This is a genomic window from Prosthecobacter sp. SYSU 5D2 (assembly GCF_039655865.1).
Taxonomy (GTDB): domain Bacteria; phylum Verrucomicrobiota; class Verrucomicrobiia; order Verrucomicrobiales; family Verrucomicrobiaceae; genus Prosthecobacter.
Map to the genome: position 1 here is coordinate 200,944 of NZ_JBBYXL010000007.1, position 19,012 is coordinate 219,955.

Below are 19,012 nucleotides of genomic sequence, written 5' to 3' on the forward strand. Positions count from 1 at the left end.
GGTTAGTCTCAGCCTTCCTCCTGCGCAGGCATCCACTGGGGGAAGGGATCGGGAAGGTTTTTCCAGGCGTCCGGGCCTGCCGCATACTCCTCCTCCGTCAGCAGGCAGGCCTCGAACTGGGCATGGAGGACCTCCTTGTCCATGTGGCGGCCGATGATGACGATCTCCTGGCGGCGGTCGCCATAGGGTTCGCGGCTGTTCGCCTGGATTTCAGCCAGGCTTTGCGCATCCTGCGGCCATTCGGCACGGTCCACGGCGGACCAAAAGAAGCCGAGGGCACGGGTATCGCGCAGGACTCCGGCCTGGGAAACGTAACCGGCCAGTTCCATCCGGGTGGCCAGCCAGAAGAGCCCTTTAGCACGGACCACGCCTTCCCACGAGGCTCTTAGATGATCGCTAAAACGCTGCGGATGAAAGGGCCGGTGGGAGCGGTAGATGAAGCTGCTGATACCGTATTCCTCCGTCTCAGGCGTGTGGGCGTTGAGGGAATCCAGCCAGCCCTGGCTTTCTTCGGCCTCGCTCATCTGGAACAGGCCGGTCTTCATCACCCGGTCCAGCGGCACCTCGGAATTTTGCGTGAGATGGACTGTAGCCTTGGGATTCAGGGCGCGGATGATGCCCTGGATTTCCTCCACCTCCTCCTTGTCCACGCAGTCCGTTTTGTTGATCAGGATGACGTTGGCGAACTCGATCTGGTCCGTCAGCAAGTGGGCGATGGTGCGGCCGTCTTCTTCGCTGACGCCCTGCTTGCGATCCTGGAGGTCCTCCGTGCTGTGGTAGTCCTCTATAAAGTTGCGGGCATCCACCACGGTGACCATGGTGTCGAGCTGCGCGATGTCCGACAGGGACTGGCCGTTTTCATCGGTGAAAGTAAAAGTCTCCGCGACTGGCATAGGCTCTGAGACGCCTGTGGATTCGATCACGAGGGCATCAAAACGGCCTTCGCGGGCCAGCTTGCCCACCTCCAGCATGAGGTCCTCCCGCAGCGTGCAGCAGATGCAGCCGTTGCTCATCTCCACCATCTTTTCCTCTGTCCGGCTGAGGCTGGCGTCGCCAGATTTGACGAGCATGGCGTCCACATTGACCTCGCTCATGTCATTGACGATGACGGCCACTTTACGGTTCTCACGGTTGCGCAAGATGTGGTTGAGGAGGGTGGTCTTGCCCGCGCCCAAAAATCCTGAGAGGACGGTGACGGGAAGGCGGGAAGAAGATGTAACAGTCATCAAGTGCAATATAATTGCATTATTGTAAATGCAAACATTTTGCGTATTAAATTTACCCGAAACTCGCCATCAGGCAGCGTACTTCGTCCTGGACTTCTTCCTGGCAGACAAGGGTTTGCTGAACCTCATAACGGAAGATTTCGGCATAATGACGGCGCAGCCGCCAAAAGGCGGTCTTGACGGCGGTTTCGCTCATTTGCAGTCGTTGGGCGACAGCAGCCAGATTCCCTTCTTCCATCCCCTCGCCCATCATGCGCGGAAACAGTTCAGCAAACAAAGTTGCTTTTCCAATGCTGGTAAAGTGCTCTTGAAGACGAAGACGCGAGCGGTCAATGAGAATGGTCGCCCAGGCGCGGTCAAACGCCTGCTCGGGTGATATTCCATAAGTCAGCTCTGATTGAAGATGGTCTTTGAAGGCTGGATTATCCAGGGAGACAAACTCCGTATCACCGCCCCTTTTTTGAGCGTTTTCCATGCGGTGAAAATCATGGTCCAGATTTTTGAGGGCGGTGAGGATCAGCGTCCTGAAACGCCCTCTTTCCGGGCAGGCAAGAGTGAGAAGCCGTCCGTCCATGAGACGGAGAAAAAACTCCTGAAGGCTGTCCTCAGCGGCTTCGTGACTGCGTCCGATACTGCGGAGAAAGACATAGAGTGGCTGCCGGTAAGTACGGCACAAGGTATCCAGAGCCGCTATTTTCTCCTCTTCACTCCCATGAGCCGCCAGGGAAATGATGCTCCACTGTGTCGCAGGAAAGGCCTTATCGGCAGGTGAGGACAGGGAGCGATCCATGCATTAAGGCGTCAAAGGTGAGAAAACAAACAAAGAACAGGGCTAACAAAATGGAGCAGCAGAGAGAGTGACTACATGATGCACTTTGCTTGCTGATAAAGATATGCCGTATTTGTCGAAAGGTATCCCTTTTTGAAATACAGCGGATCAAAAACGACCTGTCGCAAGTTCCTAATTCCTCAGAGCGCCTGCTGAAAGAATGTGCCGCCCCCTTTTCCAATGAGACCTAAAACGCTGATGCGAGCCGTTGCCGGATGAGCGGAGTAACCACAGAGGGGAAAAAGATAATATTCATTAGACTGACTTTATGCGCCTATCCCTCCTCCCCCTTCTTTGCTTCACGTCACTGGTCCTGCACGCGGAACCAACCTCAGTGGAACTCATACTGGACTGCTCCGGCTCCATGTGGAACAAGCTGAGCGACGGGCGTTACCGCATTGATGCGGCGAAGCAGGTCTTGAGCGAGTTCATCACCACGGCCCCGGAGAAGGAAGATTTGCATATAGGGTTACGCCTTTATGGATCCAAGGTTTCACATCGGGAACCCGGGGCTTGTGAAGACACTGTGCTGGTGCTGCCGATGGAAGGGTTTGAGCGCACCCGCATGCTGCAACTGGTGAAGGAGGCGCGGGCGATCGGGGCGACGCCGCTGGCCATCTCGCTCAATGCGGCGGCGGATGACTTCACCAAACCGGGGAAGAAGCAGGTCATCGTGTTTACGGATGGGGAGGAATCCTGCGGCGGTGATGTGGCCGCAGCACTGACTAAGCTGAAGGCGAGTGGCATTGACGCAGATGTGCGGATCATCGGCATCGGCCTGCCCAAGGCGGTGGCGGAGCGTTTTGCCGTGCTGGCCCCGGTTGAAAATGCTGACAGCGTGGCCAAACTGGCGGAGGCCCTGAGAAATGCCACCGCCACCACCGTGACCGCCCCGGCTGCGCCCATGGTGGAGAAAGAAAAGGTGACGATCCGTGTGACGAAAAACGGGGAGCCCTTCAGCGATGGCGATGTGTCCCTGGCAGGCACAGACAAGACGGCGGTGAAATTCACCAAAGGCGAGGAACCGGGGACCTGGACGGCTGAACTGGAGCCTGGATTATATACCGCCACAGTGGCAACTGCGGCCCGCCAATTTCCTGACCTGGGCGTGGCCCGGGGGGCGGACAACACCTTCATTTTGGACGTGACGGAACTGCCCACAGTCAGCATCGAAATCCCGAACGAGGAGATCAGCGTGCTGCAAGAATTTACTCTGCTGTTCAAAGGGGCCAACGGCGTGGGAGACCAGTACATCATCCTGGCTCCGGTGGGCTCGCCAGATTCCGCCCTGCCGAACATCCGCGACGCCATCGGCAAAGAAGCCACGATGACCATGCAGGCCCCGGACCTGCCAGGCATGTATGAAGCACGCTTCACGCAAAGGGGTGCGGATTATCAAAACGTGGTGTGCGGACGCTCCGCCCCCTTTGAAGTGAAGATGCCAAAGGTGACGCTGGACCTGCCAGCCGTCGTGAAAGCAAGCACGCCGATGACAGTTAAATTCAAAGCGGCAGTGCAAAACGGCGACTGGATCGGCTGGGTGAAAGCGGGCGCGGCAGACGGCGACTACGCCATCTATGCCCGGCCTAACGAACAAAGCGACCAGGTGGAGATGAATGCGCCTGCGGAGGCCGGAGATTATGAGATGAGGTATTCCAATGACGGTGCCGTCACCCCCTTCGCGCGGAAGGCATTCAAGGTGGAAGGCTCAACCATGGCGCTGGAAGCCCCGGAATCCGCCATGGCCGGCTCCTACCTGGACGTTGGCTGGAAAGGCGCACCCGCACTGGATCACCTCTACATCACCATTGTGGAGAAAGGCTCGGATGCAGGAGCCTACAACGATTATCAAAGGCTGGGCAGCGGGCAGAGTCCGCTGAAGATCCAGGCTCCGCGCAAGACCGGGGACATGGAGATCCGCATCAATGATGAGCAGCAGGTGAAAGTGCTGTTTTCACGACCCATCCAGATTACCGAGATGAAGGCCAGCGTGAAGGGGCCCGCAGAAGCGGCCGTGAGCAGCACACTGAGCATCGAATGGACCGGCCCTACAGGTGGCGGGGACTATGTGACTATTGTCAAAACAGGAGCCGGTGATGGGGAGTATCTGAACTATTTCTCCACCAAGGATGCCGAACCCAAAATGGAGCTCACGGCACCCGAAGAAGCGGGTGAGTATGAACTGCGCTACGTCACCGGGGAAAGCCAGGTGCTGGCCCGGCAGCCGGTGAAGGTGAAATGATCAGCGTAAGATGCGTGCGACCTTGAAGACGGGACTTGGCAAGTCCCGCTCCTTGATTCAAGCCAGCAGCTCTTTCACCACGTGCCCGTGCACGTCGGTGAGCCGGTAGTTGCGGCCTTGGAAACGGTAAGTGAAGCGCTCGTGATCAAAGCCCAGGAGGTGCATGACGGTGGCCTGGAAATCATGCACGTGGACTTTGTTCTCGGCGATGCTGAAACCCAGGTCGTCCGTGCTGCCGTAATCGAACCCGGACTTCACGCCGCCCCCGGCCATGAAGAGGGTGAAGCAATCCGGGTAATGATCGCGCCCCAGCACTTTGCTCGCCGCGGTGCGGCCTTCACGAAAGGGGGTACGGCCAAATTCACCACCCCAAATGATGAGGGTGTCCTCCAGCAGGCCGCGTTGCTTGAGGTCCTTGATCAAAGCGGCGACTGGCCTGTCCGTCTCGGACATCTTTTTGGTGAGTCCATCGGTGATGCCGGTGGCTTCGGAGGTGCCATGGAAGTCCCAGCCCCAGTCGAAAAGCTGCACAAAGCGCACTCCTTTTTCCACCAGGCGGCGGGCGAGAAGGCAGTTGTTGGCAAAGCTGGCCTCCCCTGGTTTGGCACCATAGTCCTCGATGACGCTGGCGGGTTCTTTGGAGATGTCCATGACCTCGGGCACGCTCATCTGCATCCGGTAAGCCAGTTCGTATTGGGCAATGCGGGTGATGGTTTCCGGGTGGCCGAGCTCGGCGGCCTGCTGCTCATTGAGCGTGCGCAAAGCATCCAGGGTACGGCGGCGCATGTTGCGGTCCATGCCGGCAGGGTCGGAGGCATAGAGGACTGGATCGCCCTTGCTGCGGCACTGCACACCCTGATAGACAGAAGGGATAAACCCGCTGCCCCACAGCCCTTGACCTCCGCTGGGCTGGGTGCCGCTGGAAATGAGGGTGACAAACCCGGGCAGGTCTTGGTTTTCCGTGCCTAGGCCATAGGTGGCCCAGGAGCCAAGCGAGGGCCGCCCCTGGCGGGTATGGCCGGTGAAAAGCAACAGCTCGGCAGGGGCATGGTTAAACTGGTCCGTGTGCATGGAACGCACCATGGTGATCTCGTCCGCAATCGTGTGGAAGTTGGGGCAGGCATCGCTCATCCACATGCCCGCCTTGCCATATTGCTTGAAGCTGCGCGGCGTGCCCATCAGCTTCGGCACCCCCGTGGTGAAGGCAAAGGTGCGGCCTTTCAAAATCGAATCCGGGCAGTCCTGACCGTCATGCTTCACCAGCTCCGGCTTGTAATCAAACAGGTCCAGATGCGGCGGTGCGCCGGACATGTGCAGATAAATGACCCGCTTTGCCTTCGCCGCCTGCGGTGTCACACGCGGAGCCATCGGATTGTCCGCCGGCGGCATCGCGCTCCCCTTCCCCTGCAATGCCTGCAAGGCAATGGCACCCAGGCTGAACTGCCCCGCACCGTTCAGAAAAGTGCGGCGCGTGGTGAGCTGGAGGCTGTCGTGGCGGACGGGGTTCATAGTTATTCAGTCGAGTGTTAGGCTCACCTCCGCATCACAAACTCATCCAGGTTCATGACCACATTGGCGACGGTGGTCCAGGCGGCGAGGCTGGGGAGATCCGCCTCCTTGGGCGCGGGGCCGAGGGGATCGGTGGCCATTTTGGCAGCTTCGTCAGGATGAGAGCGATAGTCGGCCAGGGCTTCGTCGAAGAGCTTTTGCAAGGTGGCCCTTTCTTTGGCGGAGGGTGCGCGGGAGACGCAGAGCTGGAACATGAGGCCGATGGGGTCCGGGGTGTCTGCCACACGGCGGGCAAGGGCCTGGTTGGCCTCGATGAAGACGGGATCGTTGAGTGTGACGAAGGCCTGTAGTGGAGTGTTGGTCCGGCCGCGTGTAATCGTACACACTTCTCGGTTAGGCGCATCAAAGGTGCTGAAGCTGGGGTAGGGGCTGTTGCGGCGCATTTCGGTATAGACGCTGCGACGGTGACGGTCCTCGCCCGCGCTGACGGTCCAGTCATTGCTGCGGCCAAAGGCGGTGGTGAGTCCCATGTTCGGGGCCATGGGCCGGACGGAGGGTCCACCCATTTTGGCACTGAGCAGACCGCTGACGGCCAGGGCCTGATCGCGAAGAAGTTCTCCCGTGGGGCGGAAACGCGGCCCACGCGCCAGCAGGCGGTTGTCGGGATCGCGCTCGTTGAGTTCCGGTGTGCTGGGGGAATCCTGGCGGTAGGCCTGGGTGGTGACCATGAGCCGGATCATGTGTTTGATGTCCCAGCCGCTGTCCATCAGCTCCGCCGCCAGCCAGTCCAGCAACTCCGGATGAACTGGCAGCTCGCCCTGGCTGCCGAATTCCTCACTGGTGCGGACAATGCCGATGCCGAACAAACTTTCCCACAGTCGGTTGACGGTGACACGCGCTGTGAGCGGGTTTTCACGGCTGACAAGCCATTTGGCGAGCGTGAGGCGGTTACGCGGAGCCTGCGCCGGAAGTGGTGGGAAGACCGCCGGGGTGCCTTCACTGACTTCCTCTCCGAGCGCCTGCCAGTTGCCCCGGAGCTGGATGTTGGTCTTGCGCCGCTCAGCCACGGGCAGGTCCAGCATGACAGGTACCGTCACCGGCTTGGTGCGGGCCAGTTCTTTGTTGATGGCGAGCATGCGCTTCTGCTCAGCCAGGCTTTCTTTGGCGACAAAACGCGCGTAGTGATATTGCAGGGTCTTTTGCTGCTCGGCGGTGCGTTTGTCTGCCGCCACGGCCAGGACGGCGCTTACCTTCTTGTCTTTGACCGTGGGTTTGCTGGCGAGCCAGGTCTCATAACCAGCCATCCATTCAGCGGGTGGATTATTAAACTGCGCTTCCAGGGCGGCTTGCTCCCGTTTCCATTCATCCCTCTGCTTGCGCACCTCCGGGCTGACGAGTTCATGCAGAGGAGACTCGTCTTTTTTGTCCGCATCGGCGCTTTGGTTCAGGAAGGCATAGGCCTGGAAGTATTCGGCATGGGTCAGCGGGTCATACTTGTGCGTGTGGCACTGGGCGCAGGCCATGGTGGTGCCCATCCAGACGGCGAAGGTGGTATTGACCCGGTCCACCACGGCGGCAATGCGGAACTCTTCATCATTCGTGCCGCCCTCATTCTGCGTCATCGTATTGCGATGAAACGCGGTGGCAACAAGCTGGTCATCTGTGGGCTTGGGCAAAAGATCGCCAGCGAGCTGCTCGATGGTGAACTGGTCAAAGGGCATGTTCCGGTTTAGCGCCTGGATGACCCAGTCACGATAGGCCCAGATCTCACGCGGCTGGTCACTGGGATAGCCGGAGCTGTCCGCATACCGGGCGAGGTCCAGCCACATGCGTGCCCAATGTTCGCCAAAGGCAGGTTTGGCCAGAAAATGGTCCACCAGGGCATAAAATGACGAATTCCGAATGACGAATGACGAATTTTGATTCCACTCTTGGACGAAGGACTCGACTTCTTCGGGGGTGGGCGGCAGGCCGGTGAGATCCAGCGCCACTCGGCGGATCAAAGTGGCTGGCTCGGCCTCTGGAGTGAAGGCCAGCTTCTCAAGCTGTAACCGCTGCAACAAAAACGCATCCACCGGACTGATCTGTTTTTTCTGGACACTGGAAACTGCAGACTGAACACCGGGCACCTCCGGCCTAACAATGAGTTCATAACTCCAATGCCCGCCCCATTTAGCCCCTTCCTGGATCCATTGCTTCAACAGGGCGATCTGCGCGGGCGTGATGACTTTATGCTGCTTGGGCGGCGGCATCACTTCATCCGCATCGGTGGTGAGGATGCGCTGGAGGAGGGCGCTCCGGGCCGGATCCCCCGGCACCACGGCGATGACACCCTCATTACTGGCCTTGGCAGCCGATTCTTCGTCCAGGCGCAAACCTGCCTCGCGTTTGGCTTCATCGGGGCCATGGCAAAAAAAGCAGTTCTCCGAAAGAATGGGGCGGATCTGTTTGGAAAAATCCACAGGGGCCGCCACTCCGCCGGCCAAGGGCGCGAAGAGGGCGAGGATAAGAGAGAACCGATGCATGAGGGCAAATGAACTAACGCCTGCTGAAGGCTGATCTTCCTGGACGTGCGAGGATACTCCATGAGCAGAGCAGAGTCTTCCGGCATGAGAGGAAAGCTGAGGACACCACTCATCGTTAGCAGGGGTGTGAAACGTTCGTTGATTTTCTTATCTTTTTTGGGCAGTCCGGCCCTGGCCGTGGATTTTTCTAAGGAAGTGCTGCCCGTGTTGCAACGCGCCTGTTTTGAATGCCATGGCAGCGAGGTGGCCAAGGCGGGACTGCGTCTGCATGAGAAAACCGGTGCGCTGAAAGGCAGCGACCATCAGGCCGTGATCGTGCCCGGCAAACCGGAGGAAAGTGAGCTGCTGCGCCGGGTGTCCCTGCCACGCACTGACAAGGAGGCCATGCCGCGCCGGGGCAACCGGCTGACGAAACCAGAAATCGCAGCGTTGCGCGGCTGGATCGCCGCCGGGGCGGTGTGGCCGGAGGAGGTGACGGCGGCGAGGCATTGGGCGTATGAGGTGCCGGTGAGACCGGAGGTGCCCGGTGTGCAGTCTTCAGTTTTCAGTGTGCAGAAGGGTGAACTCCATCCGGTGGATGCTTTTGTGGGGGCCCGGTTGAAGGAAGCGGGATTGAAGCCGTCGCCAGAGGCACCGGAAGCGACCTTGATGCGCCGGGTGTTTTTTGACCTGACGGGACTGCCACCGACGCTGGAGGATCTGGAGACCTTTTCGCTGAAGACCGAGGGCGGATATGAAAAGCTGGTGGACCATCTTTTGGAATCGCCGGAATTTGGTGTCAAATGGGCGCGGCACTGGCTGGACCTGGCGCGATATGCGGACTCTCACGGCTTTCAGCGGGATGACCTGCGGGAGGTCTGGGGTTATCGGGACTGGGTGGTGGATGCGCTGAACAAGGACATGCCGTTTGACCAGTTCACCATCGAGCAGGTGGCGGGGGATCTTTTACCCAACCCGGCTCCATCGCAAATCATCGCCACAGGCTTCCACCGCTCCACACCGACGAATGTGGAGGCAGGCACCGAGCCTGAGGAAAGCCGTATCAACCAGGTCATTGACCGGGTGAACACGACCGGTGCGGTGTGGCTGGGCAGCACGATGGAATGCGCCCAGTGCCATAACCACAAGTATGACCCCTTCAGCCAGAAGGATTACTACCGCCTGCTGGCTTACTTTAACAACACCGAAAAGGAAGCTGAGCGGACCAATCCAAAAACCCCCGGCTCCATTCAGTTTGGCGGCGTGCCCTTTACCATGCCTGATCCGGAAAAAGAGAAGGCGCAGGCCGGGCTGGCCCAAAAGCTCAAGCAGGTGAAAGCCAGAATGGCCAAGCTGGAAAGTCAGGAAGCCCCGCGCTCCAAACAGCCGGTCAAGTCCCACGCTCCCGTTGTCCTGAAGCCTGCTGACATCGAAACGGCCTCCGGTGCGGAGTGGGATGTGCAAAAGGACCAGAGCATCCTGTTTATCGGCGATGTGCCGGATGAGGACATCTACACCGTTACGTATGAAGCGCCCGCAGGACCGCTGACCGGCCTCATGCTGGAAGCCTTGACGGACCCTTCCCTGCCTGACAATGGCCCGGGCCGGGGAGCGGGCGGGCGGCCTAACTTTGTGCTGCAGCACATGGAGATTTCCCTGGTCGCTGCAGATGGCAGCAGCACTCCGCTAAAGTTCAGCGATGCCTTTGCCAGTTTTTCTCAGAAACGCTTTGAAGTGGATGGCTTGATTGACGAGAACCGTGAGACCGGCTGGGCGATCAACCCGGCCTTTTCAAAGCCACACTGGGCCGCCTTTGCCCTGGCGAAACCCGTCACCCTCACTGCCGGGATGAAAGTGAAGCTGCGCCTGGTGCAGGAATTCGGCGGTGGCCGGATCATCGGCAAACTGCGCTTCTCCGCCATCAGCGGCGAGGTGGCAGCCAGTCTGCCGGAGGTGGAAACTGTGGCAGCGGCGAAGAAGACCCCTGCCATGCTGGCGATGGAAAAGGAAATGAAGACGATCCAGAAGGAGATGGAGGCGATGAAGCCTGCCACCACGGAGGTGATGCGCGAGCTGCCTGAGCCACGCATGACCGCCGTCTTCAAGCGCGGCGTTTATACAGACCCAGGAGACCCTGTCACGGCGGGCATCCCGGAGATTTTCGGCCAGCAGACTGAAGGTCCGGCCAACCGGCTGACGCTGGCCAAATGGCTCGTCTCCAAGGACAATCCGCTGACGGCGCGCGTGACGGTGAACCGGTTGTGGGCGGAAATTTTCGGCCAGGGCATCGTGACCACCGTGGAAGATTTTGGCATCAAAGGCGCACCGCCTTCCCACCCGGAACTGCTGGACTGGCTGGCGTTGGAATTCATGGACCAGGGCTGGAGCCTGAAGAAAATCATCAAGCAGATGGTGATGTCCCAGACCTACCGGCAGAGCTCCGTCATTCCTCCAGGCTCCGCCGGGCTGGAAGCAGATCCCACCAATTCCCTGCTCTGGCGCGGACCGCGCTTCCGCCTGGATGCTGAGGCCATCCGCGACAATGCGCTTGCCGTTTCCGGACTCATCAGCCTGGGCAAAGGCGGTGCCCCCATCCGGCCTCCGCAGCCCGACGGCCTCTGGGCCAAGGTGGGCGGTCAAAAGTATGACTATCAGGTCAGCCCTGGCGAGATGCAGTACCGGCGCGGACTCTATGTGGTGCTGAAGCGCGGTGCCCCGTATCCGAGCTTCATGAACTTTGATGCCAGCGCACGCATGGCCTGCGTGGTGAAGCGCGGCCGCAGCAACACGCCGCTGCAGGCACTGACCCTGCTGAATGACCCTGTGTATGTCGAAGCCGCCCGCGCCCTGGCTCAAACCCTGATGACAGAACCCGATGCTGAATCACGCATCCGCCTGGGCTTCAAACGGGTGCTGGCCCGCGAACCGGCGGAGTCCGAACTGAAAGTGATGTTGCATCTCTATGATTCCCAGATCAGTCAGGGAGAGGCTAAAGCACTGGAGTCCGTGGCCGGCGCACTGATGAACCTGGATGAAACCATCACCAAAGGGTGAGGGTTTGATTTATTCCAGACCCGGTGGTTTGTCAGAGACATTGCGTCCAGTATTGCCAGCGGGCATCGGCGGCGGGGCGCTCGGATCAAAAAATTGTCCGCCGGTGATCATTGCATCGCCCTCAGCGCTGACAGTCAGGTGCGGGCGGTCGCCGTTCTCCTCGCGGTAGTAGGATCGTTTTTTTAATGAGCCGTCAGGCGCGACGATGCAGTGAGTGTAGATATGGGGCTGGGCCAGAAAGAGAATCTGCAGGTGGTTTCCACGGTCCAGGGTTATCTGTGGATCATGAGCCATGATGACCGGGCCAATGCGGAAAGTTTGCAGGCGCAATTTGCTCTTCTCATCAATCAGACGGACATACAGAGAGGTGCCTTTGCCATCATCAAAAAGGATGACGGCGTAACGGCGGGCGGTTCCCGCCCCGCGATAGCCTTCCGGGACCCCGTAGGTCTGCTCCCACATGGCCTTGCTGTCAGTGATGTTAAAGCGCGCCCGGGAACTGGTATAATACTGCCCGGAAGGTACATCCGCGACACGCGCTATCAGCCCATAATTGCCAATTTCCGTTGGCGCATAAGCATCCGAAACAATGATTTTACGCTGGATGGTCCCGCCAGGAGGTATCTGGGCAAGATCAGCGCCAGAGACATCTATGGGCGAGAGCGGAACGCCCGTCCGGTCAGTCATCTCGAAGGAGAGCCAGCTCGTACGCCCTGGGCCGCCGAGCACAACTTCTGCACCGGAGCGGTTGGTGATGGTGACAGTCGCCGGGATCGCCTCCAGGGCCAGGAAATCCGACCTCGGCAAGGTAAGGCTGACCTGAAACTGGGCCTGTGCCGTCAGCGCCAGGGCGAAGAAAAGGAGAGGGGTAAGGAAGCGCATGGTGACATTCAAAGCTGAAACAGGGGTGTAGAAAACATTAAAATGCACCGCCCTCCTGCCGGGGCGGGTAAAAGTGGATCACGGAGCCGTGTCGCTGACGGTGCGAAAGCCGCGGGCAAGGGTGGTTTCAGAAGCAGATTCGGCAAAGAAGCGGCTGGTCAGCAGGTCATTGGTGACCTTCAAGGCGAAGTGTCCGCCCCGCACCACCGGCACGCGGAGATCCGGATAGTCAGGATGTGAAGGCCAGATGCCGTCCTTGCTCTCACTGGCGGTCCATTCGGAGACATTGCCCGCCATGTCACAGACGCCATAGGGGCTTACATCCAGGGTCTTGCGGTCCACCGGTGCCCAGAGGTTGAAACCGTCTTTGATGCCGCCTTTGCCATTGGTGTCGTAGTCCTCGCCCAGGTTGGCGGCAGCCTTGTTCTGTTTTTCACCCCAGGGAAAAAGAAAACCGGTGCTGCCGCGAGCGGCTTTCTCCCATTCCTCTTCTGTAGGCAGCCGCTGCCCTTTCCATTTGGCAAAGGCATAGGCATCCCACCAGTCCACCTGGGTGACGGGGGTGTTCAGGCTCATCGGCTGGCCATTATAAGTGGCCCCCGCCTTGGCTGCTGCGTAGGTTTCCGCCCACTTGGGGGGGGTATGCCCGGTCTTGGTTTTGGGCTGGTCCGGATGGTCCAGGCTAGCGGCAGGATTCTGGTCCAGGAAGTTTAGAAACTCTCCATACTGGCCGATGGTGGTCTCATGTTTGCTGATCCAGTAGGCGGGCAGATTGCGTCTTTCCTTTTTCTGATAAATGAAGGGTCCTGCCGGGATGGCCACCATTTGCTGCTTGAGAGCAGACATGGCCGATGGAGTGGCCGTACCCACCAGATTTCCCAGCGCAAAGACGGCTGCCAGGGCGGCTGCGGCTGCGGCCCAGACCCACCATGGGGTGGGACGCTTGCTGGCGGAGGAGCCTTCCTCCGCCTCGATCCGCCGCATGATGCTGCGCTCCCGCATGGCATCCCGGACATCATCCAGAGCTTCCAGCAGGCCTGACCAGTCGTGCCCGGCCTCCGCCAATGTGGCCAGCAGGCCGCGGGCCTTCCCCTCACTGGCCAGCGGCTGCACCAGATCCAGCAGAGCCGCCACTTCTTCCTGGGCGACACGCGGGCGGCTGCCTGCGGGACGGAAGATATTGACGATGCTGGCCTGATTTTCCGCATCCAGATAAACATCACGTGGATAAAGACGGCGATGATGGTGCCCGCGCTCCACCGCGTACTGCATGGCCTCAGCGACCCCAAAGAGCATCTCAGCAATCTTTCGCTCTGACAGGTGCTCATTGGCGGCCTGCATCTCTTCCAGATTGCGGCCTCGCGGCAGCTCCCGGGTGTAAAAAATAAGCCCGTTTACGGAACCTGCCTCATACAAAGGGGCTATGCGCGGGTGGGAAATGGAGGCTTTCAGGCGCTCACGGTCCTTGAAACCTTTGACGGCCTCCGGCTGGCTAAGGAGATCGGGGCGCAGCAATACCATGGCCACCGGACGCTGCACGGTCACCTGGATGGCCCGGTAGGTTTCAGATTCGGCCTCCTGAGTCAGCCGGTCCTGTACCTGGTAATTCCCCAGCATGGTTCCGGGGGCAAGGAATGGGGGCAGCTCCACACAGCGCGGTGGCGCCGGGGCGAGAAGGGCGGCCTGGGTCTTGGCGACGAGTTTTTCTTCGCTGTAAGGGGCGTCCAGAAGAACCGGCCAGCCGGCGATCTGAGTTTCAAACCCCGTCAGATCATACCGGGTCGTGAAAAGCACCTTGGCCTGCGGATAACGGGACAGCACGGCATCCCGAAGATTGAACCCTGTATCGCCGCTGGCCGCAGGAATGGCCTCGGTAATGAGCAGGTCCAACCGGTCCGCGCGGCTGATCCAGGCGCGGGCTTCTGTCACACTCGCCACACTATGGACAGTCCATTCGGGCTGTTTTTGGAGGGCTTCGGTTCGGGGGCCGCGAGTGTCGGCGTTGGCGTCGAGAAAAAGGATCGTCATCGTGGGGGGCAGCCGTCAGTTGGTCAACGGCGGGAGCAGCGGGTTCACGCCGCCCGGCACAGTCTGGGGCGTTCGTGAGCCAAAGTCCAGGAGGTCTCGGGGCTCTGCGGCCACATCCTGGAGCTTGTGCTGGTAATACAGCCGCACCACATAGCCGTGATAGGAACGGCGGCCATGGGCGGCGATTTCTCCCGGAGTGAGTGCCGGCAGGAAATAGGTGACATCAAGGGGTTCTTCGCCAATGCCGCTCCAGTCCACCGGCAGGGACGCCCAGGTGGATACGGGTTCATCAGCAATGGTTTGGGCGATTTTTTCGCCATTCACCCGGTCAAAAAAATACACGTCAATGTCCACCTGGCTCGGATCCAGCGTGGTGTTTCCCTGGCGCAGAATGGGGATGCGCAGGACCACCTTTTCCCCGTTGACAACAGAAGGGTCACGCACGGCCACGCAGGCGCCCAGTGAGAGCATTTTCGCTCCCTCTCCACCCATCAGAGCGGAAAAACCCGGAGCCAGGGACGGACTGGCAGGCGCCGGGGCACTCAACCGCCTCTGGGCCAGATCACGAAAGCCGGCCGCCTGGGAAGGATCCATGCTTTCGAGCTGCCGCCAGACGGCAGCCGCCTTGTCCGCCAAGCCCATGGTTTCATAACACTGCGCCGTCTCCGCCAGGACCTCAGGGCGGCCGGGATACTGCAGGTCAGCGCGTTTCAGGACTTCAAGGGCTCCTTGCATGTCACCCAACCCCCGCACTTGTTTGGCCAACTCGATCATTTCTTCAAGGGTCATGCTGGCCACCGAATCCGAAGGGGCCGCCGGAACGGCCGGGACCGGGTCTGGAACCGGTGCAGGTTCGGGAGTCGAAACGGGAGCCGTGAGGGGGGGCAGCGGGGCCGTCAGCGGGATGGCAGGCGGTGAAAAAGCCGGACCAGGAACGGAAGCAGGCGGCTGCAAACCTCCGGGCGGTGGGGCAAAAGAGCCTATCGCAGGTGGAGCAAACCCCCGGTCTGCCAGCATTGGAGACACCGCAGCCGGAGCCGCAGGAGCCAGCTGACCCACCGACGGCGGGCTGAAGCTGACGGTGGGCAATACTGGAGATACCGGCGCAGCTAAAGGATTCGCCTGCTGGCTGATGGCCGGTTTTCCAGCCTCTGTCCCTCCCTCCGCGCCTTTCCAAAAGGCCTGAATCACCAAAAAAATCTGCACTGCTGCAAGCAGGCAGAGGACACCGAGGGCCGTTGCACTGGCACGGCCCCGGTCAGCGTTGAGAATGGAAGGGGCTTTAGCCATGCCGATTGCCGCAGGAAATTCGTATGGTACGGTCCACGCTCCGCAGTGTCAATGCTCCACCCCTTTTCCACCCCTTCTCTCCCCGAAAAAGGAGGGCCATGGGCACGAATTGCCTCCGAAGGACGCTCTCCTGCTGAAATCGCCACGCTTTTGGCTCAGGAACCTGGATTTGTCTGGCTGGACAGCGCCGTTGCTGCGCCGGATGCCGTCTCCATCCTGACCGCCCGGCCGGAAACCGTTTTCCAGGGGCGGATGGACCAGGATTGGGCGCTGGTGGAACACGCTCTCCTCCAAGGAACTGCCACCCAAAGGCCAGGGGGCCTGTTCGGATGGGTGGGGTATGATGGGCAGTTTGTGCTCGGCGTTTATTCTCATGCGCTCCTGTATGACCATGGCCGGGAAGAATGGTTCGAATGCGGTGATTTTTCAGATAAATTAAAGTTAGCCGCCCGGCACCTCGTCCAAGGGCAGCCCCAACAGGATCTTCCCAAGCTCCCCTTCCTGCCCCTCGTCTCACGCCAGGAATTCATGGCCCAAGTGGTCCGGGCCCAGGAATACATTCGCGCCGGGGACATTTATCAGGTGAACCTTTCTCACCCCTGGCAGGCAGCCTGGCCTGCGGGCACCCCCTTTCTGCCCTTGTACGAGCGCCTGCGGCGCATCTCCCCTGCCCCGCATGCCGCCTGCCTCCATCTTGCAGGCACCATCATCCTCTCCACCTCACCGGAGCTGTTTCTCAAACTCTCCGGCCGCACCATCGCCACACACCCCATCAAAGGCACCCGCCCGCGTTTCCCCCACGACGCGGACCAGGATGCCCTCTCCGCCCGTGAACTCCTGGCCAGTGAAAAGGAACGCGCCGAGCTGCTCATGATCACTGACCTGGAACGCAATGACCTGGGCCAGGTGTGTGAATATGGCAGCATCCAGGTACCGGATCTCTGGCGGGTGGAAAGCTTCGCCCAGGTCTATCACCTCGTCTCCACCGTCACCGGCACTTTGCGGCCGGAAATCAGCCATGCCGATGCCTTTCGCGCTTGCTTCCCCGGCGGCAGCATCACCGGTGCGCCCAAAAGACGTGCCAGGGAAATCATCACCGAACTGGAGCTCCATCCTCGCGGACTCTACACCGGAGCCATCGGGTACTTTGGTTTTGATGGCGAAAGCCAGTGGAACATCGCCATCCGCACCGCTGTGCAACAAGGGGATGCGATCACCTTCCATGCAGGTTCCGGCATCGTCGCAGACAGCATCCCGGAAAGGGAATGGGAGGAGACTCTGCACAAGGCCTCCGGCATTCTGGCGGCTTTATGACCTGCAGTCGGCGGCCTGAGGCCGCAGAGGCTGTCGTCGTGGCCCCGTTGCAGGTCAATCGTGCCCTTTGTTTGGGGGCGTGTCCTGCAGGGAATACGCATTAAAAATAGGGCACCCAATTCTACAGGATTAACAAGATAAACATGATTGACAGGATCTGAAAAAATCCTGTTAATCATGTAAATCCTGTAACTTAAGGCACGACTTAAAACTGTGATCTCATTTCATGTGTAAGCCCTGCAAGTCCTGGCCTTGGGTGAGCCAGGCCAGGGGAAAACGGGCGAAGGTGATGTGCTGGTAGCGCTCTTTTTTCACATCGCCACCGGACTCGAACAGGCAGCCGATGCTGCCATCCTGAAGGACGACGAGGGAGGAGTAGGCGGAAAAGCCGGGATGCAGGACGCGGGCGACCGGCCAGGTCTGGCCCTCGTCATAGCTCATCCGGAGGGTGAGCGTGGTGCGGCCCCAACGGCCGGGGATCTGGGTGGCGGGGTTGGCAAAGAGGATGCGGTTAACACACAGTCTTGAAGAAGCTCGGAAAATTTTTATCAAGCTCGCTGACTCAGAAACTAATGTACGCAAAATTGATGCTTGCCACCCATTAAAAGACGTTATCTGAGATGCATTGACGGTCTTCAAAATTGCTGCTGTTGAAAAAATCGCCTCAAGCGCAAAATTTAAGTTTGGGATGGAGGGTCCTGATCAATTGAATAAGCTATTAGCATTCTTTGGAGAACCCCCGATTGGTGGGGAGAACTCACTTGTCACTGCTTGAGCTATCTTTTGGACGGCTAACTATGCCGACGGATCGTCGGCGCTCCATGGTCCGCGAGGCGGGTTTAGCTGGCGAGATTCCGCCCGCGCATCTCCCCGAGCGTCCAGTCGTACTCCTTGACCAACTGGTCCACGACGTCGCCGGTGCGCATTTCGTTGGGGAGGACTTCCCAGGTATAGGTTTCCATTTCGATGTGCTGGCACTTGGTGGGGTTTTGGCTGAGCCAGTCCATGGTGCCTTCGATATGGTCGCGGGTGCTTTGGAAGCCGTCGGTCGGTTCGGCATGGAGGGGGATGTGGAAGTGGACGCGCCATTCTTCTCCCAATTCGGTGGGGTTGGTCTGGGCGAAGTGGAGGGCATCGGGCAGGTCCTTGAACCGGCGGAGGGGGGTGGTGGGGCCGTAATCGGCGATGACCTGGTGAAAATAGACGGGCTCGTCAAAGGCGCGGAGTTTTTCCACCATGTCGGGGGTGGGCTTCAATTTGAGGGCGGAGCTGAAGTGGAGCTTGCTGAGGCGGATGCCCGCGCCGGTGATGCGGGAGAGGGCGCGCTTGGGCGTCTCGTACTCGATGGCGAGGTGGCAGGTGTCGTAGTTGAGGCCGATGAATTTGAAGAAGTCTTTGTCCTGGGGGTGGCGGTCGTAATAGAGGCCGAAGAATTTGAGGACCTCGCCGCTGGTCTCGAAGAGGCCGAGAGGCTCGGGCTCGAAGCCGAGGTGGAGGTCGTGGCCGGTGGCGGTGGAGACTTCCTCAATGTGCTGGCGGCAGAGGCGGACGTTTTCGAAGATGGCGTTGATTTCGTCGCTGCCGATGGGGAAGGTTTTATGGGAGCCGGGGAGAGTGCTGACGCTGCCGCTGGCCCCGGGGGGGAGGAGCTGGGCGAGGATGTCGAAGAGGCGGTTGGTGTAGTCGAGCCGGTCTTTGGAGGTCCAGTCGGGGAGGAAGACCTGCTCTTTGACGCGGGTGCCGTGGAAGGAGCCGTAGGGGAAGCCGTTGATGGTGAAGACGTAGCAGTTGTTGGCGGCGAGCCAGTCTTTGAACTCGCCGATCTTGCCAGGGACGAGGAGCTCGCGGGAGGCCTGATCACCCAGGCGGAGGCCGATGCCGTAGGGCTGGTGGGGGCTGACGCGGTCTTTGACGCGGAGGGTATAATCCCGCAAGGTGGCCCAGGTCTGGTCCCAGGTCTCCCCGCGGTGGATGTTGGTGCAATAGCCGAGGTGGATGCCGTGGTTGAGAAGCATGGGTGGGAACGGGGGGACGGAAGGTGAAGGGGGAGTTTGCGGTGGTTGGCGGTGGTTTGCAATGGTTTAGGGGGAGGTGGGCAGTGTGCGGTTTTCAGTATGCGGTTTTCAGTGGTGGG

General features: G+C 59.8%; 12 protein-coding genes. 3 read left to right on the plus strand and 9 right to left on the minus strand.

Annotation, left to right across the window (positions count from 1 at the left end; all coding sequences use genetic code 11):
* Positions 1-8 precede the first annotated feature (8 nt).
* Together zigA and WJU23_RS13615 are read right to left on the minus strand one after the other, a co-directional pair.
* On the minus strand, positions 9-1,226 hold the full coding sequence (gene zigA / locus WJU23_RS13610; protein WP_346333133.1) for a zinc metallochaperone GTPase ZigA: 1,218 nt from the start codon (positions 1,224-1,226) through the stop codon (positions 9-11).
* Positions 1,227-1,278: 52 nt separating this feature from the next.
* Positions 1,279-2,016, minus strand: a complete 738-nt coding sequence (locus WJU23_RS13615; RefSeq protein WP_346333134.1) for a hypothetical protein — start codon at positions 2,014-2,016, stop codon at positions 1,279-1,281.
* Between the two features lie 373 nt (positions 2,017-2,389).
* Between WJU23_RS13615 and WJU23_RS13620 the strand changes: the two genes are divergently transcribed.
* Complete coding sequence (locus WJU23_RS13620) at positions 2,390-4,297, plus strand: hypothetical protein (RefSeq protein WP_346333136.1); 1,908 nt, start codon at positions 2,390-2,392, stop codon at positions 4,295-4,297.
* Positions 4,298-4,354: 57 nt separating this feature from the next.
* Here the strand turns inward: WJU23_RS13620 and WJU23_RS13625 are convergent, their stop codons facing one another.
* Both WJU23_RS13625 and WJU23_RS13630 read right to left on the minus strand, forming a co-directional pair.
* A complete protein-coding gene (locus WJU23_RS13625) occupies positions 4,355-5,806 on the minus strand; it encodes a DUF1501 domain-containing protein (protein ID WP_346333137.1) in 1,452 nt (483 codons plus the stop codon).
* A 23-nt stretch (positions 5,807-5,829) separates the two neighbouring features.
* Entirely contained in the window at positions 5,830-8,331 is a 2,502-nt protein-coding gene (locus WJU23_RS13630) for a PSD1 and planctomycete cytochrome C domain-containing protein (RefSeq protein ID WP_346333138.1), read from the minus strand.
* Between the two features lie 177 nt (positions 8,332-8,508).
* On the opposite strand from WJU23_RS13630, the gene WJU23_RS13635 reads away from it, so the two are divergent.
* Entirely contained in the window at positions 8,509-11,364 is a 2,856-nt protein-coding gene (locus WJU23_RS13635) for a PSD1 and planctomycete cytochrome C domain-containing protein (protein WP_346333139.1), read from the plus strand.
* A gap of 9 nt (positions 11,365-11,373) precedes the next feature.
* Here the strand turns inward: WJU23_RS13635 and WJU23_RS13640 are convergent, their stop codons facing one another.
* The 3 genes from WJU23_RS13640 to WJU23_RS13650 all read right to left on the minus strand — a co-directional run bounded on the left by WJU23_RS13640 (position 11,374) and on the right by WJU23_RS13650 (position 15,564).
* Complete coding sequence (locus WJU23_RS13640; protein WP_346333140.1) at positions 11,374-12,246, minus strand: hypothetical protein; 873 nt, start codon at positions 12,244-12,246, stop codon at positions 11,374-11,376.
* A gap of 78 nt (positions 12,247-12,324) precedes the next feature.
* On the minus strand, positions 12,325-14,274 hold the full coding sequence (locus WJU23_RS13645; protein ID WP_346333141.1) for an SUMF1/EgtB/PvdO family nonheme iron enzyme: 1,950 nt from the start codon (positions 14,272-14,274) through the stop codon (positions 12,325-12,327).
* Positions 14,275-14,289: 15 nt separating this feature from the next.
* Positions 14,290-15,564 carry a tetratricopeptide repeat protein gene (locus WJU23_RS13650; protein WP_346333142.1) on the minus strand — a complete coding sequence of 425 codons (1,275 nt, stop codon included), beginning with the start codon at positions 15,562-15,564 and terminating at the stop codon, positions 14,290-14,292.
* 150 nt (positions 15,565-15,714) lie between these two features.
* Here WJU23_RS13650 and WJU23_RS13655 point away from each other — a divergent pair, with 150 nt between their 5' ends.
* Complete coding sequence (locus tag WJU23_RS13655) at positions 15,715-16,878, plus strand: anthranilate synthase component I family protein (protein ID WP_346333143.1); 1,164 nt, start codon at positions 15,715-15,717, stop codon at positions 16,876-16,878.
* Positions 16,879-17,097: 219 nt separating this feature from the next.
* On the opposite strand, the gene WJU23_RS13660 is transcribed toward WJU23_RS13655, so the two are convergent.
* Positions 17,098-17,430, minus strand: coding sequence for a sialidase family protein (locus WJU23_RS13660; RefSeq protein WP_346333144.1), 333 nt, complete (start codon positions 17,428-17,430; stop codon positions 17,098-17,100).
* A 287-nt stretch (positions 17,431-17,717) separates the two neighbouring features.
* The gene (eboE, locus tag WJU23_RS13665) at positions 17,718-18,893 is read right to left on the minus strand and encodes a metabolite traffic protein EboE (RefSeq protein WP_346333145.1); all 1,176 of its coding nucleotides are present in this window, start codon (positions 18,891-18,893) and stop codon (positions 17,718-17,720) included.
* Between the last annotated feature and the right edge of the window lie 119 nt (positions 18,894-19,012).

Coding starts and splice junctions, on each gene's coding strand:
- WJU23_RS13640 (WP_346333140.1), bottom strand. CDS start 12,246: ATGCGCTTCCTTACCCCTCTCCTTTTCTTCGCCCTGGCGCTGACGGCA.
- WJU23_RS13650 (WP_346333142.1), bottom strand. CDS start 15,564: ATGGCTAAAGCCCCTTCCATTCTCAACGCTGACCGGGGCCGTGCCAGT.
- WJU23_RS13630 (WP_346333138.1), bottom strand. CDS start 8,331: ATGCATCGGTTCTCTCTTATCCTCGCCCTCTTCGCGCCCTTGGCCGGC.
- zigA (WP_346333133.1), bottom strand. CDS start 1,226: ATGACTGTTACATCTTCTTCCCGCCTTCCCGTCACCGTCCTCTCAGGA.
- eboE (WP_346333145.1), bottom strand. CDS start 18,893: ATGCTTCTCAACCACGGCATCCACCTCGGCTATTGCACCAACATCCAC.
- WJU23_RS13625 (WP_346333137.1), bottom strand. CDS start 5,806: ATGAACCCCGTCCGCCACGACAGCCTCCAGCTCACCACGCGCCGCACT.
- WJU23_RS13615 (WP_346333134.1), bottom strand. CDS start 2,016: ATGGATCGCTCCCTGTCCTCACCTGCCGATAAGGCCTTTCCTGCGACA.
- WJU23_RS13645 (WP_346333141.1), bottom strand. CDS start 14,274: ATGACGATCCTTTTTCTCGACGCCAACGCCGACACTCGCGGCCCCCGA.